At 65.0% G+C, this 13,164-nt stretch carries 16 protein-coding genes; 5 read left to right on the top strand and 11 right to left on the bottom strand.

What is annotated here, in order from left to right:
• Positions 1-12 precede the first annotated feature (12 nt).
• Positions 13-426: a GFA family protein gene (locus tag AC0L2F_RS13140; protein ID WP_473248632.1), complete on the top strand. Its 414-nt coding sequence runs from the start codon at positions 13-15 to the stop codon at positions 424-426.
• 159 nt (positions 427-585) lie between these two features.
• Here the strand turns inward: AC0L2F_RS13140 and AC0L2F_RS13135 are convergent, their stop codons facing one another.
• From AC0L2F_RS13135 to AC0L2F_RS13090, 10 genes are all read right to left on the bottom strand, one after another.
• Complete coding sequence (locus tag AC0L2F_RS13135; protein WP_473248630.1) at positions 586-996, bottom strand: DUF2000 family protein; 411 nt, start codon at positions 994-996, stop codon at positions 586-588.
• A 63-nt stretch (positions 997-1,059) separates the two neighbouring features.
• Entirely contained in the window at positions 1,060-1,449 is a 390-nt protein-coding gene (locus AC0L2F_RS13130; protein ID WP_007611990.1) for a DUF4189 domain-containing protein, read from the bottom strand.
• A gap of 162 nt (positions 1,450-1,611) precedes the next feature.
• Positions 1,612-3,216, bottom strand: coding sequence for an NTP transferase domain-containing protein (locus AC0L2F_RS13125; protein WP_473248629.1), 1,605 nt, complete (start codon positions 3,214-3,216; stop codon positions 1,612-1,614).
• Positions 3,213-3,914: an XdhC family protein gene (locus AC0L2F_RS13120; protein ID WP_473248627.1), complete on the bottom strand. Its 702-nt coding sequence runs from the start codon at positions 3,912-3,914 to the stop codon at positions 3,213-3,215. Before AC0L2F_RS13120 ends, AC0L2F_RS13125 begins: the two co-directional genes overlap by 4 nt.
• Positions 3,915-3,916: 2 nt before the next feature.
• On the bottom strand, positions 3,917-4,240 hold the full coding sequence (locus AC0L2F_RS13115; protein ID WP_007602422.1) for an XdhC family protein: 324 nt from the start codon (positions 4,238-4,240) through the stop codon (positions 3,917-3,919).
• A 9-nt stretch (positions 4,241-4,249) separates the two neighbouring features.
• The gene (locus tag AC0L2F_RS13110) at positions 4,250-5,452 is read right to left on the bottom strand and encodes a vWA domain-containing protein (protein WP_473248626.1); all 1,203 of its coding nucleotides are present in this window, start codon (positions 5,450-5,452) and stop codon (positions 4,250-4,252) included.
• Between the two features lie 147 nt (positions 5,453-5,599).
• On the bottom strand, positions 5,600-6,538 hold the full coding sequence (locus AC0L2F_RS13105; protein ID WP_007612006.1) for an AAA family ATPase: 939 nt from the start codon (positions 6,536-6,538) through the stop codon (positions 5,600-5,602).
• Between the two features lie 62 nt (positions 6,539-6,600).
• Complete coding sequence (locus tag AC0L2F_RS13100) at positions 6,601-7,407, bottom strand: FAD binding domain-containing protein (RefSeq protein WP_473248624.1); 807 nt, start codon at positions 7,405-7,407, stop codon at positions 6,601-6,603.
• 33 nt (positions 7,408-7,440) lie between these two features.
• Entirely contained in the window at positions 7,441-7,926 is a 486-nt protein-coding gene (locus tag AC0L2F_RS13095) for a (2Fe-2S)-binding protein (protein ID WP_007602418.1), read from the bottom strand.
• Positions 7,927-8,090: 164 nt separating this feature from the next.
• A complete protein-coding gene (locus AC0L2F_RS13090) occupies positions 8,091-8,537 on the bottom strand; it encodes an SRPBCC family protein (protein ID WP_018455582.1) in 447 nt (148 codons plus the stop codon).
• 185 nt (positions 8,538-8,722) lie between these two features.
• On the opposite strand from AC0L2F_RS13090, the gene AC0L2F_RS13085 reads away from it, so the two are divergent.
• The 3 genes from AC0L2F_RS13085 to AC0L2F_RS13075 all read left to right on the top strand — a co-directional run bounded on the left by AC0L2F_RS13085 (position 8,723) and on the right by AC0L2F_RS13075 (position 11,399).
• Positions 8,723-10,078, top strand: coding sequence for a 3-carboxy-cis,cis-muconate cycloisomerase (locus AC0L2F_RS13085; RefSeq protein WP_473248622.1), 1,356 nt, complete (start codon positions 8,723-8,725; stop codon positions 10,076-10,078).
• Between the two features lie 36 nt (positions 10,079-10,114).
• Complete coding sequence (gene pcaD / locus AC0L2F_RS13080; RefSeq protein ID WP_473248620.1) at positions 10,115-10,897, top strand: 3-oxoadipate enol-lactonase; 783 nt, start codon at positions 10,115-10,117, stop codon at positions 10,895-10,897.
• A gap of 109 nt (positions 10,898-11,006) precedes the next feature.
• A complete protein-coding gene (locus AC0L2F_RS13075; RefSeq protein ID WP_027567707.1) occupies positions 11,007-11,399 on the top strand; it encodes a carboxymuconolactone decarboxylase family protein in 393 nt (130 codons plus the stop codon).
• Here AC0L2F_RS13075 and AC0L2F_RS13070 read toward each other — a convergent pair.
• Complete coding sequence (locus tag AC0L2F_RS13070) at positions 11,361-11,897, bottom strand: hypothetical protein (RefSeq protein ID WP_473248618.1); 537 nt, start codon at positions 11,895-11,897, stop codon at positions 11,361-11,363. The two genes, AC0L2F_RS13075 and AC0L2F_RS13070, sit on opposite strands and share 39 nt — an antisense overlap.
• A 343-nt stretch (positions 11,898-12,240) precedes the next feature.
• On the opposite strand from AC0L2F_RS13070, the gene AC0L2F_RS13065 reads away from it, so the two are divergent.
• Positions 12,241-13,158 (top strand): ABC transporter permease subunit, encoded by a 918-nt coding sequence (locus tag AC0L2F_RS13065; protein ID WP_018455577.1) that lies wholly within the window; start codon positions 12,241-12,243, stop codon positions 13,156-13,158.
• The last annotated feature ends 6 nt before the right edge of the window (positions 13,159-13,164 follow it).

The following is a 13,164-nucleotide window of genomic DNA, read 5'->3' as shown; positions in this document are numbered from 1 at the left end:
GGAGTTATCGCAATGACCAAGCCGTTTACCGGCGGCTGCGCCTGCGGCGCGATCCGCTATTCGATCGCCAGTGAGCCCCTGTTCAGCAATCACTGCCAATGCCGGGACTGCCAGCGCGAAAGCGGTAGCGGCCACGGCTCGTATATGACCTTCGCGCGCGCCGGCGTCACCGTGACGGGCGAAGCGAAGCACTGGGAGATGGTCGGCGACAGCGGCAACGTGAAAACACGCGGTTTCTGCGCCCAGTGCGGCTTGCCTGTTTATCTGACCTTCGCGGCCATGCCCGACATCTTCACCATCCGCGCCGCAAGCCTCGACGAACCCGCCCGCTACGAGCCGCAAGTGGTGACTTACGCCGCACGCGGACATGCCTGGGATCGCCTCGACCCGGACCTTCCGAAGTTCGCGGGCATGCCGCCGGGGTGATAGCTGCCGCGCAAACGGTGCGCTCCCTCCCCCGCTTGCGGAGGGTTGGGGAGAGGGTGTCGCCGCAACGGGACAATCCCCAAGCGGAGAGAGCCCTCACCCGCGCCTTCGGCGCGACCTCTCCCGCAAGCGGGAGAGGTGAAACAAAAAGCACCTGCCTCAACTATGAAACTTCAACCCGTCGACGATCTTATCGATCACCTTGCGCTCGGCGCGCACAGCGAGACCGACGAGGTTGAGATCGGCCCGCGCCACCGCCCGCACCGCTTCGCGATTGGCGGCATCATGTGTGGTCTTGAACATGTCCTCGGTATAGACCGCCGGCTTGACGTTGCGCGTCAGTGCCCGCTCGAGCGCGCGCGTCAATGCGGGACCGTCGGCGCCATAGATCAGGATGGGCTGGCCGATGAGCGCGTGATAGTTCGTGCCCGAAGCGTCTTCATAGGGTTCGCCAATGCAATCGGGAAACGCAGCCGCGATGCCGCTGGTGAGGAAGGCCGCGACGTTGAGCTTCTGCCAGGCTTGAAGATCGGTGCGGATCACAATGGCGATCTTGGTATCGAACTGCATGCAACTCCTCGACTGTCATTCCGGATTCGATGCTACGCACCATCCGAATGACTGCAACAGGAATCAACCCTTCGCGTCGCAGGCCCAGGCGCGGATCACGCATTCCTTGCCGCCGTATTTGTAGCATTCACGCGTGGCGGCATTGAGCGTGGCCGAGATCTTCGGCTTGACGGCATAGCCGTAGGCGCCGCAGGGATTGGAAAGATCGACCGACATCGCGGCGCAGGCGCGCTTCATCGTCACGGTCGTGCAGTCGCCTTTGCACTGCTTCTGCGCCGCCGCACGCGCTTCGTGCTCGGCGCCATAGTCAAAGGCCTGGCCATAGGCGCCGCACTTGCCGACCGCAAATGCACCAGCGGCGTGCGCATCCGTGATGTGGCGAGCGCCCGCGACGCAGACGGACAGCGCAAAGAAAAACATCGCGCAACGGCGCGCGACGACGTTCGAAGCCATGGAAAAACCCCTCCCCCCAAGGCAGGTGAAGGCGACTCTAAGCGCCGGTCGTTTCCAGATGGTGAACGGGGCGTTGAAATTGAGGCGTGCCACCAATTTCGGATCGCAGTCTGGGCAATGGTGGGCATGGCGCTACGCGCCTTAGTCCAACCTAAGTCAGCGTCAGCCCCGCCGTGCCGCTTCCAACGCCTGCGGCGTGTCGATGTCGAGAAAGGCGCTCTCGCCGTCGACCGGCACTTCGGCGACCGCCTCGGTGTGCTTGGCGATCAGATGGCGCGCGCCGACATCGCCATCGAGCGTCATCAACTCCTTGAAGAAGCGGCGCGACCACAGCACGGGGTTGCCGCGGCGGCCTTCGCTGACAGGCACGACGATGAGATTGCCGCGGTCCGGTGCGAACGCGTCGATGAGACGGTCGATCAGACCGGCATCGATCAGCGGCATGTCGCCGAGGCACACCACAGCGCCGTCGGACGTCTCGGGCACGGCCGCAATGCCGGCCTTGACCGAGCTTGCGATGCCGCCGGCGAAATCCGGATTCCGAGCGAAACGCACCTTCAGGCCTTGCAAGGCTTGCTCGATCAGCTCGGTCTGGTGGCCGGTGACGACGATGACCTCCGATGCTTTCGAGGCCAGCGCCTGCTCGGTCGCAATCCGCACCAGCTTCTTGCCGTCGAGCTCGGCCAGTAGCTTGTTCGGCCCACCCATCCGGGTCGAACGGCCCGCCGCGAGTACGATGACCGCGACGTGGCTGTTGCCCTCGATCTCCGGTTTTGCGCGCGGCTGCGGGCGCGTGACGATCTCCATGAGGAGGCCACCGACGCCCATACCCATAAGCTCGGAACGGGTCACCTTGATGCCGGCCAGCAGCCGCATCAGCACCCAGTCGAAGCCGTTCTCGACCGGCGACCGCGCGCAGCCGGGCGCACCCAGCACCGGCACGGTGCCGGCCCGGGCAATCAGCAGCAGATTGCCGGGATCGACCGGCATGCCGAAATGCTCGATCTCGCCGCCGATGCCGGTCACGGCCGCAGGGATCACGTCGCGGCGGTCGGCGATCGCGGATGCCCCGAACACGATCACGAGTTCGGCGCCAAGTCCCAGCAATTCCTCAATCGCAGCCGACAGCGCCCGCTCCTCATGGGGGACCCGCCGCTCGGCGATGATGCCAGCGCCGGCTGGCGCCAGCCGCTCGGCGGTGACGCGCAACGTCTTGTCGATCACCTTGGAGGACAGGCCGGGCAGCAGCGTCGAGACCACGCCGACACGCTTGATGACGTAAGGCGCGATCTTCAGAACGTCGCGACCCGCGGCCTTCACCGCGGCATCACGCAAGTTTCCTTTGACGCCGAACGGGATGATCTTGACGGTGCCGACCATCTCACCCTCGACCACCGGCTTGAAGGCCGAGAGCGTGGCAAAGGTAATGGCCTCGTCGATATTGTTGATGCGGTCAACCGCGGCGCGATCGATCACCAGCACGCCCGGGCGCGCGGCGAACAAATTGGCGCGACCGGTGAAGGCGCGCTCGACATGGATGCCATCGCCGCCGACCGCGAGCGCGATGCTGGCGGCAGCGATGTCCTCGGAGACATCGCCCTCCTCCATCCGCACCACCACAATGTCCTTGATGCCGGCGCGCTCCAGCGCCTCGACCTCGGTGGGCCCGATCGTCGTGCCCTTTTTCAACACCAGCGGTCCCTGTCGCAGGGTGTGGACGGTCACCCCGCCGATCGCATCCCTGGGGCTCGCCGGGCCGAACTTCATGCGGCTTCTTCTTTTTCTTTGGGCGGCAGGCGAAGCACCGCCGTGATCTCGGCCATGATCGACACCGCGATCTCGGACGGCGAGACCGCGCCGATCGCAAGCCCGATCGGCGCGTGGATGCGCGCGATGTCAGCCTCCTTGGCGCCCTGCGCCCGCAGCCGGTCGCCGCGCTTGGCGTGCGTCTTCCCCGAGCCGAGCGCGCCGATATAGAAGCAGTTGCGCTCGAAGGCGTGCAGCAGCGCGGGGTCGTCGATCTTGGGATCGTGCGTCACCGCGACGAAGGCCGTGTAGGAATCGACATTGAGCGGCGGTAGCGCCGTGTCTGGCCATTCCGCGACCAGCGGAACGTCGGGGAAGCGCTCGGGGCTCGCAAAGGCCGTGCGCGGATCGACCACGGTGACGTCGTAGCCGAGCGAGCGCGCCAGCGGCGCCAGAGCCTGGCTGATATGGACGGCGCCGACGATGACGAGCTTTGCGGTCGGCGCATAGACGTTGAGGAATAGCTTCTTGCCGCCGGCTTCGACGCTGGCGCTTTTGCCCATGCGGAGCTGCTTGTTCAGCTCGGCGCGCAAGGGATCGCTAGCGAAGTCCCTGGCCTTCACCAGGCGCTGCTCACCGCTCTCGGTGTCGGTGACCAAAATCACCGGGCGGCGCGCGGCGCGCTCGGCATTGAGTTCGTGCAGGATCTCAAGCTTCACGGCTAACCGACCTTCTCGACGAAGACGCGGATGGTGCCGCCGCAGGACAGCCCGACATTCCAGGCAGTCTCGTCGGCAACGCCAAACTCCAGCATCCTGGGCTTGCCGCTCTGGATCACATCCATGGCCTCCGTGACCACGGCGCCCTCGACGCAGCCGCCGGAGACCGACCCGAGGAACGTGCCCTCGTCGTTGATGACGAGGCTCGAACCAGCCGGGCGCGGTGCCGAGCCCCAGGTCTCCACCACGGTGGCGAGCGCGACGCCACGGCCGGCCTTCTGCCAGTCCTCCGCCGCCTTCAGAATATCCTCGTCGCGATCGAGCATGGCTACCTCTCAGGCTGCGGAGCGGATCAGGCTGCGGTGATGCGGCGGCAGCGGCCGGGAGAGCGTGATGATCAGCTCCTGGATCGAGCTCAAATTATGTACCGGGCGGAATTCGTCAACGTGCGGCAGCATCATTTTGATGCCCTGGGCCTTGGCCTCGAAGCCGCCGAACCGCAGCAGCGGGTTGAGCCAGATCAGCCGCCGGCAGGAGCGGTGCAGCCGGTCCATCTCGAAGGCGAGCTTGGAATCGGCCTCCCGCTCGAGCCCGTCGGAGATCAGCAGCACGATGGCGCCCTGGCTCAGCACGCGCCGCGCCCATAATTTGTTGAAATTGTGCAGGGAAGCCGAGATCCGCGTGCCGCCGGCCCAGTCCTCGACCGAGGCCGAGCAGCTCGCCAGCGCCTCGTCGGGGTCGCGCTGGCGCAGCGCCCGGGTCACGTTGGTGAGGCGCGTGCCAAACAGGAACACCGAGACACGTTTTCGCGCGTCCCCTATGGCATGCAGGAAATGCAGGAACAGGCGGGTGTACTCGCTCATCGAACCCGAGATGTCGAGCAGCGCGACGATCGGCGCCGGTTTCTCGATCCGCCCGAGGCGATGGATGTCGATGATGTCGCCGCCGGTGCGCAAGGACGCGCGTAAGGTGCGGCGCAAATCGAGACGAAGCCCGCGCGCATCGGGCCGGTGCCGGCGCGTCAGAAGCTCGGCCTGCGGCAATCGCATCCGCTCGACGGCGCGGAGCGCCTCAGTGATCTCAGCCGCGCTCATCTGCGCAAAATCCTTCTTCTGAAGGATTTCCTTGTCCGAGACCGACAGGCGCAAATCCTGCTCCTGGTGCTGCGGCGTCTCCGTCATGCGCGGCTGCGACATCGCCTCCTGGACCCGGCGGGAGCCGGCCTGGGGCTTCTTCTTGGCCTGCTCCGGCAACGGCACCGAATCCAGCATGTGCTTCCACTCTTCCGATGCACGGAAGAACAGGTTGAAGGCCTGCTTGAAGATCAGCGCATGCTCGTGGCGCTTGACGAAGATCGCCTCCAGGGCGGTGAAGACGTCGGCGCGTTTGCCGATGTCGATCACCTCAAGCGCGCTCATGGCATCGATGACCGCACCCGGCCCGACCGGCATGCCCGTCGAACGCAGCGCACGGGCGAAGCCGACGATGTTGTCGGCGAATTGCTCGGTTTGCTCAGGCGCAAGGTGGTTGATGGCCATGCTTCATCACTCTCAGCCGTCATTCCGGGGCGCGCCTCTTGGCGCGAGCCCGGAATCCGTTCATCTACTCACTCTGCGCACCAATGGATTCCGGGGTTCGCGCTACGCGCGCCCCGGAATGACGAGCTCAGTTATGACGCGCCCGCCTCAATTCTCGCTCGTCGCTTCCTTCAGCACCTTCTGCAAGGTGTCGCCCTGCATCCGCGTGATGTCGTCCTGGTATTTGAGTAGCGCGCCCAGCGTGTCGCCGACCACTTGCGGGGTCAGCGAGCGGGCGTCGAGCTCCGACAGCGCGGTGGCCCAGTCGATGGTCTCGGCGACGCCGGGCGACTTGTAGAAATCCTGATTGCGCAGCGCCTGGACGAAGCGCACGACCTGCTGCGACAATTTTGCGGAGATGCCCGGCACGCGCGATTTGACGATCGCGAGCTCGCGATCGGCGTCGGGATAATCGACCCAGTGATAGAGACAACGCCGCTTCAGCGCGTCGTGGATCTCGCGGGTGCGGTTGGAGGTGATGATGACGATTGGCGGGCTTGGCGCCTTGACGGTGCCGAATTCGGGGATCGTCACCTGGAAGTCGCTGAGGATTTCGAGCAGATACGCCTCGAACGCCTCGTCGGCGCGGTCGAGCTCGTCGATCAGCAGCACCGGCGGCCCGGCCACGTCGGGCTCCAGCGCCTGCAGCAGCGGTCGCTTGATCATGTAGCGATCGGCGAAGATGTCGGACGACAATTGATCGCGATCGGTGTCGCCGGCGGCCTCGGCCATCCGGATCGCGATCATCTGCGCGGCGCTATTCCACTCGTAGACCGCGGAGGAGACGTCGAGGCCTTCGTAACACTGCAGGCGGATCAGCTTCCGCCCCAGCGCCGCCGACAGCACTTTTGCGATCTCGGTCTTACCGACGCCGGCCTCGCCTTCCAGAAAGAGCGGCCGGCCCATGCGCAGCGACAGATAGGTCACCGTGGCCAGCGATCGCTCGGCGAGATAGCCGCGCGACGTCAGGAGTTCGAGCATCGAATCGACCGATGCCGGCAATACAACTGAAGTGTTGGCACCGGGCGTATTGGCCGCTGAGGTCATGAAAAAGCCAGTCTCGCTACGCCCTCACCGGGGACAAGTTTGGGCCGAGGCGTGAGGATCACTCACTCCTTGGCGTTGGCGGCGTCGAGGGCGCGCCGCGTCAGCACGCCGATGAGGTGCGCGCGGTATTCGGCGCTGCCATGGATGTCGCTGTTGAGGCCGTCCGCCGGCACCTCGATGCCGTCAAGCGCCTTCGCGGCGAAGCGCTTCTTCAAGGCTTCCTCGAACGCGGTGACACGAAACACGCCTTCGGAGCCGGCGCCGGTGACCGCGACCCGCACGTCGGAGGGACGCCGCGCCACGAACACGCCGACCAGCGCGTAACGCGAGGCCTGGTTGCGGAACTTGATATAGGCCGCCTTCTTCGGCAGCGGGAACATCACCTTGGTGATGATCTCGTCGGCCTCGAGTGCCGTCGTGAACAGGCCCTGGAAATACTCCTCTGCCTTGAGGCGGCGCTTGTTGGTGACGATGGTCGCGCCGAGCGCAAGCACGGCAGCCGGATAGTCCGCGGTCGGATCGTTGTTGGCGAGCGAGCCGCCGATCGTGCCCTTGTGGCGCACGGCGGGATCGCCGATTCCGCCGGCCAGGTTCGCGAGCGCCGGGATCGCCTCGCCGACGATGGCGGAGCTTGCGACCTCGGCATGCCTGGCGGTGGCACCGATCACGAGCGCGCGGCCCTTCATCTCAATCGTGTTGAGACCATCGATGTGAGAGAGGTCAACCAGATGCGGCGGGCTGGCCAGGCGCTGTTTCATGACGGGAATCAGCGTGTGGCCGCCGGCGATCACCTTGGCGTCTTCGTTCTTCACCAGGAGGTTGGAGGCCTGCCGAACGGTCCCGGGGCGATGGTATTTGAAATCGTACATCTGAATGTCCTGATCGCAGAGTGCGCGCGCGGTTTAAGCGAGATCGGATTTCGCCATCGCCTTGGCGCCGGCGGAGATCGAGGTGACGATGTTCTGGTAGCCGGTGCAGCGGCAGAGATTGCCTTCCAGCTCCTCGCGGATGGTGTGGTCGTCGAGCTCGTTGCCCTTGCGATGGACGATGTCGATCGCGGTCATGATCATGCCGGGCGTGCAGAAGCCGCACTGCAGGCCATGGTGTTCGCGGAAGGCCTCCTGCATCGGATGCAGCGGCGCGCCGTCGGCGGCCAACCCCTCGATCGTCTTGACCTCGTGGCCGTCGGCCATCACGGCGAGCGTGGTGCAGGACTTCACGGCCTTGCCGTCCAGATGCACGACGCAGGCGCCGCACTGCGAAGTGTCGCAGCCGACATGGGTGCCGGTGAGCCGCAGATTCTCGCGCAGGAACTGCACCAGCAGGGTGCGGGGATCGACATTGGCCGTGACAGGATTGCCGTTCACGATGAGGGAGATTTTTGCCATAAGCACTCTCTATCAGCGCCCCGACGGGTCCCGTCGAAGCGGTTCTTATAATTATTCCAACCCATCATATGGGCCATTATGCCCCGGGGCAACATCACCGGGAATGCAAGGTGCCATGACAAAACGCGATATGCCGAAAGTCGCAATGCTTGAGGTATTGGCCTTCAGCCCTGTACCGCCTTGGCGAAGTTCGCGAAAAATTCGTCGGCCAGTTTCTTGGCGGCGCCATTGATCAGGCGCTGGCCGAGCTGCGCCAACTTGCCGCCGATCTGCGCCTCGACCTCGTAGGACAAAAGCGTGCCGCCGTCCTTCTCCGCAAGCTTGACCACGGCGCCACCCTTGGCGAAGCCGGCCACCCCGCCCTCGCCTTCGCCGGAGATCTTGTAGCCGTTCGGCGGGTCGAGATCGGACAGCGTGACCTTGCCCTTGAAGCGCGCCGACACCGGACCGACCTTCATTTTCGCCGTTGCGCGAAAGCCGCCATCGTCGGTCTTCTCCAGCTCCTCGCAGCCGGGGATGCAGGCCTTCAGCACCTCGGCATCGTTGAGCTTGGCCCACACGGCCTCGCGCGGCGCCGCAAGCTGGACTTCGCCGTTCATCGTCATGGCCATTGGGTGCCTCCCGGGATATCGAACTTGGATCGCGCAACTAATAAGGCTGCTCAAGTACCGCAGGGAGGCGGCAAAAGAAAGGGTGGCCCTCGGTCACGTGCAATGCATATTCGCAACTGCAAAAAGCTTGCGCCGCCGGTTTGGGATTGGCACAGGCGGGCCATGGTGGTTAGGTCCCGCACAATATGAGCACATCCCTCTCCCCCCTGCTCGCGCCGATGCTGTCGAGCGTGGCCATGCGCGCGGTCTGCGACGACCGGTCGACCCTCCAGAATATGCTCGATTTCGAGGCAGCCCTGGCCCGAGCCGAGGCGGCAACGGGTGTGATTCCCGCGTCAGCGGTGGGCCCGATCGAAGCCGCGTGCAAGGCCGATACCTTCGACACGGCTGCGCTGGCGGAGGCCGCGACACGATCCGGCAATCTCGCGATCCCCCTGGTCAAGATGCTGACCGCCAATGTCGGCAAGGCCGACGCCGAGGCCGCCCGCTACGTGCATTGGGGCGCGACCAGCCAGGACGTCATCGACACCGCGACCATGCTCACGCTTCGCGCCGGCATCGATGCGTTGGACGCCGATCTCAGCCGCGCCATCAAGGGCTTTGCCGCGCTGGCACGAGCCCACCGCAACACGGCAATGGTGGCGCGAACCTGGCTCCAGCACGCGCTGCCGATGCCGTTCGGGCTGAAGGCCGCCGAATACGCCGCAAGCCTTGCCCGCGCCCGCTGCCGCCTCAGGCGGCTGCGCCGCGAAGGCCTCGCGCTGCAATTCGGCGGTGCGGCCGGCACGCTAGCCGCGCTCGGCGACAAGGGGCTCGCGGTCGCCGAGCGATTGGCGCAGGAGCTCAACCTGCCGCTGCCAGAAGCCCCCTGGCACACCCACCGCGACCGCATCGCGGAAGCCGCGTCGAGCTTTGCGATTCTCGCCGGAAGCTGCGGCAAGATCGCGCGCGACATCTCGCTGCTGATGCAGACCGACGTGGCCGAGGCGTTCGAGCCTGCCGGCGAAGGCCGCGGCGGCTCCTCGACCATGCCGCACAAGCGCAACCCTGTGGCCGCAGCAAGCGCCCTGGGCTGCGCAACCATGGCACCCCAGCTCGCCGCGACGATTTTTGCCGCACAGGTGCAGGACCATGAGCGCAGCGCCGGCCCGTGGCACGCGGAATGGCCGACGCTGCCGCAATTGATGCTGGTCACCTCCGGTGCCCTCGCGGCGATCGTCGATATCGCCGAAGGCCTCGATGTCGATGCGGCGCGCATGCGCAGCAATCTCGATGCGACGCACGGCCTGATCATGGCGGAAGCGGTCACCTTTGCGCTAGCCGAGACGATCGGCAAGAGCGATGCGCATCATCTCGTTGAAGCCGCGAGCAAGCGCGCGGTCGCCGAGAAGAAGCATCTGCGGGAAGTGTTGTTGGTTGATTCGCAGGTCACCGCGCATCTTACGGCACAGAAAATTGCGGCGTTGTTCGAGCCGATGGCCTATCAAGGCGCTTCCCAAGCCCTGATCGACCGCCTGCTCGACAGCCTCGAACGCGAATGAAGCAGTCCTGAGCGCAAATAAAACGGAGACGCCCGCATGCCCATGATCGATGCCGACGGTTGCCTGATCAACGTCTCCGTCGAGGGCCGCGACGGCGGGCCGACGCTGATGCTCTCGAACTCGCTCGGCTGCACGCTGCAGATGTGGGAGCCGCAGATGAAGGCACTGACGCAGATATTCCGCGTCATCCGCTACGACCGCCGCGGACACGGCAAGTCCAACGTTCCGCCAGGCCCCTATACGATGGAGCGCTTCGGCCGCGACGTGCTGGCGATCCTCGACGACCTCAATATCGAGAAAGTGCACTGGTGCGGCCTGTCGATGGGCGGCATGGTCGGACAATGGCTGGGCGCGAATGCGCCGGAGCGCTTCGGCAAGCTCATCCTCGCCAACACCTCCTGCTACTATGCCGAGCCGACCAAATGGCTGGAGCGCATCGACGCCGTGAAGAAGGGCGGCATCGCCGCCGTCGCCGATGCCGTTATTGCCGGCTGGCTCACCCAGGATTTCCGCGAGCGCGCGCCCGACATCACCGCCAGGATGAAGGCGATGCTACTGGCCTCGCCGGTCGAAGGCTATCTCGCCTGCTGCGAGGCGCTGTCGACGCTCGACCAGCGCGCGCTGCTGCCGAAGATCAAGAGCCCGACGCTGGTGATCGCCGGCCGCCACGACATGGCGACGCCGATTTCGGCGGCTGAATTGATCCGCTCAAACATTCGCGGCGCGAGCATGACCATCATCGACGCCGCCCACATTTCCAATGTCGAGCAGCCGCACGCGTTCACCGACGCTGTGGTGGGCTTTTTGACGCAACGTTAGTCGCAACCGTCATTGCAAGCGCAGCGAAGCAATCCAGAAATCCCTCCGCGGTGACAGACTGGATTGCTTCGTCGCTTCGCTCCTCGCAATGACGAAGGAGGAGAACAGCATGGACGACCAGAAGCGCCGCGATGCCGGCATGAACGTGCGCCGAAAAGTGCTGGGCAATGCCTGGGTCGACAAGTCGATCGCGGGTCGCAATGCATTCAACACCGATTTCCAGGACATGATCACCCGCTACGCCTGGGGCGAGATCTGGACGCGGCCGCATTTCGACGAGCGCACGCGGCGGGTGCTGGTGATCGGCACCATGGTTGCGCTTGGCCAATGGGACGAATTTCGCCTGCATGTGCGCGCGGCCCTCGCCGAGGGCGGCTTCACGCCCGACGACATCAAGGAAATCCTGCTGCAGCAGGCGATCTATTGCGGCGTGCCGGCGGCGAACCACGCCGTCAAGGAAGCCTCAGCGATTGTGCAGGAGCTCGGCCTGCTCAAGACCTAGCGGCGGGGTGGCCTCGACGGCCTTCTGAACGATCTTGGGCGCCGCCGCGGGCCGTTCGATCACCACCACGATGGCGGCACCGAGCAGGAGCAGGAGCTCGGTGGCGTGCAGCCGCAGCGCGGCCATCTCGCCGACCTTCGAAGCCATGATCATGCTCGCAAACGAGATCAGGCTGCCGATCGCAAGCGCGATGCCAAGGGCTTCGTCGCTGCCGCCGTTGTTGCGGACGCGGGGGATGCAGAGCAGCGCAAGGTAGATCGCAAAGAACGCCACCACCGTCAGCCGCCCCAGTGCCAGCAGCCAGGCGGCGCGCACGGTGTCCATCCCCGCCATGTGGAGATGGTCGCTGAGGAAAAGAGCCACTGCGACGCTCGGCCGCTCATAAAGGCCGTGAACCGGCGCCACCATGATGTTGAAGGCAACGAGGGTCCAGGCCGGGATGAAATAGGTCGCCAGAAGTGCGCCGTTGACCGAACCGATCCGCCAGTTTCCGAACATGCCGCTTCCCGCTTCGCTTGGCCCGCGCCTTCGATGGAAGGCCTTGCCGGGAGCTAACTCGCATCAGACTGTGGCGGCAATTTAAACCCTTTGTTTACCTTAACTGCTCCCGACAGGCATCCGATTGGGCGCCAGAGGAACCGGTTCCGCCCCTTGCGGGGGAACCGGAGCGCCCAAATGATCTCTGTAAAAGCCTTGATGCGGAGGCGGGGCCGGTTGCAGCCGCCAGTTCCCTCCTGTTACAAAACGAGAATGCTTAAGGGCTGCCGGGGCCCGAGAAGAAACCAGCACACTCTCTCGAAGAGCTCCCTTTGAGCCGCGTCAGATTTGGGTACGGCAGCCTATGGATTATTTCGCCCAGCAGCTCATCAACGGCCTCGTGCTCGGCTCGATCTACGGGCTGATCGCGATCGGCTACACGATGGTCTACGGCATCGTCGGGATGATCAACTTCGCCCATGGCGACGTCTTCATGATCGGCGGCTTCATCGCCCTGATCACCTTCCTTCTCCTGGTCTCGACCGGCCTGACTGCGGTCCCGGTGATCCTTTTGATCGTGATCCTGGTCTCGATGGCGATCACCGCCCTGTATGGCTGGACCATCGAGCGCATTGCCTACCGTCCGCTGCGCCACTCCTTCCGCCTCGCGCCGATGCTGTCGGCGATCGGCATGTCGTTCGTGCTGACCAACTATTCGCAGGTGGCGCAAGGCGCGCGGGTGAAGCCAGTGCCGCCGGTGATCACCGGCGGCTACACGCTGCACGAGAGCGCCGATGGCTTCGTCATCCAGCTCTCCAACATCCAGATCGTGGTGGTCATCACCACCATCGTGCTGCTGGCGATCTTCACCTGGCTGGTGTCGCGCACCCGGCTCGGGCGCGATATGCGCGCTTGCGAGCAGGACCAGACCATGGCGGCGCTGCTCGGCGTCAACGTCGACCGCACCATCTCCATGACCTTCGTGATCGGCGCTGCGCTGGCCGCGGTGGCCGGCCTGATGTACCTGCTCTATTACGGGCTGGTCGATTTCTTCATGGGCTTCGTCGCCGGCATCAAGGCGTTCACCGCGGCCGTACTCGGCGGCATCGGCTCGCTGCCCGGCGCCATGCTCGGGGGGCTCGCGATCGGGCTGATCGAGACGTTCTGGTCGGCCTATTTCTCGGTCGAGTACAAGGACGTCGCCGCGTTCTCGATCCTGATCGTCGTGCTGATCTTCATGCCGACCGGCCTGCTCGGCCGCCCCGAAGTCGAAAAAGTCTGACGGTCG

Source organism: Bradyrhizobium sp. Ken64, assembly GCF_055807555.1.
Note: the sequence above shows the minus strand (reverse complement) of the source record. Positions and strands in the feature narration are given on the sequence as shown.

Coding starts and splice junctions, on each gene's coding strand:
- AC0L2F_RS13140 (WP_473248632.1), top strand. CDS start 13: ATGACCAAGCCGTTTACCGGCGGCTGCGCCTGCGGCGCGATCCGCTAT.
- AC0L2F_RS13135 (WP_473248630.1), bottom strand. CDS start 996: ATGCAGTTCGATACCAAGATCGCCATTGTGATCCGCACCGATCTTCAA.
- AC0L2F_RS13130 (WP_007611990.1), bottom strand. CDS start 1,449: ATGGCTTCGAACGTCGTCGCGCGCCGTTGCGCGATGTTTTTCTTTGCG.
- AC0L2F_RS13125 (WP_473248629.1), bottom strand. CDS start 3,216: ATGAAGTTCGGCCCGGCGAGCCCCAGGGATGCGATCGGCGGGGTGACC.
- AC0L2F_RS13115 (WP_007602422.1), bottom strand. CDS start 4,240: ATGCTCGATCGCGACGAGGATATTCTGAAGGCGGCGGAGGACTGGCAG.
- AC0L2F_RS13110 (WP_473248626.1), bottom strand. CDS start 5,452: ATGGCCATCAACCACCTTGCGCCTGAGCAAACCGAGCAATTCGCCGAC.
- AC0L2F_RS13105 (WP_007612006.1), bottom strand. CDS start 6,538: ATGACCTCAGCGGCCAATACGCCCGGTGCCAACACTTCAGTTGTATTG.
- AC0L2F_RS13100 (WP_473248624.1), bottom strand. CDS start 7,407: ATGTACGATTTCAAATACCATCGCCCCGGGACCGTTCGGCAGGCCTCC.
- AC0L2F_RS13095 (WP_007602418.1), bottom strand. CDS start 7,926: ATGGCAAAAATCTCCCTCATCGTGAACGGCAATCCTGTCACGGCCAAT.
- AC0L2F_RS13090 (WP_018455582.1), bottom strand. CDS start 8,537: ATGGCCATGACGATGAACGGCGAAGTCCAGCTTGCGGCGCCGCGCGAG.
- AC0L2F_RS13085 (WP_473248622.1), top strand. CDS start 8,723: ATGAGCACATCCCTCTCCCCCCTGCTCGCGCCGATGCTGTCGAGCGTG.
- pcaD (WP_473248620.1), top strand. CDS start 10,115: ATGCCCATGATCGATGCCGACGGTTGCCTGATCAACGTCTCCGTCGAG.
- AC0L2F_RS13075 (WP_027567707.1), top strand. CDS start 11,007: ATGGACGACCAGAAGCGCCGCGATGCCGGCATGAACGTGCGCCGAAAA.
- AC0L2F_RS13070 (WP_473248618.1), bottom strand. CDS start 11,897: ATGTTCGGAAACTGGCGGATCGGTTCGGTCAACGGCGCACTTCTGGCG.
- AC0L2F_RS13065 (WP_018455577.1), top strand. CDS start 12,241: ATGGATTATTTCGCCCAGCAGCTCATCAACGGCCTCGTGCTCGGCTCG.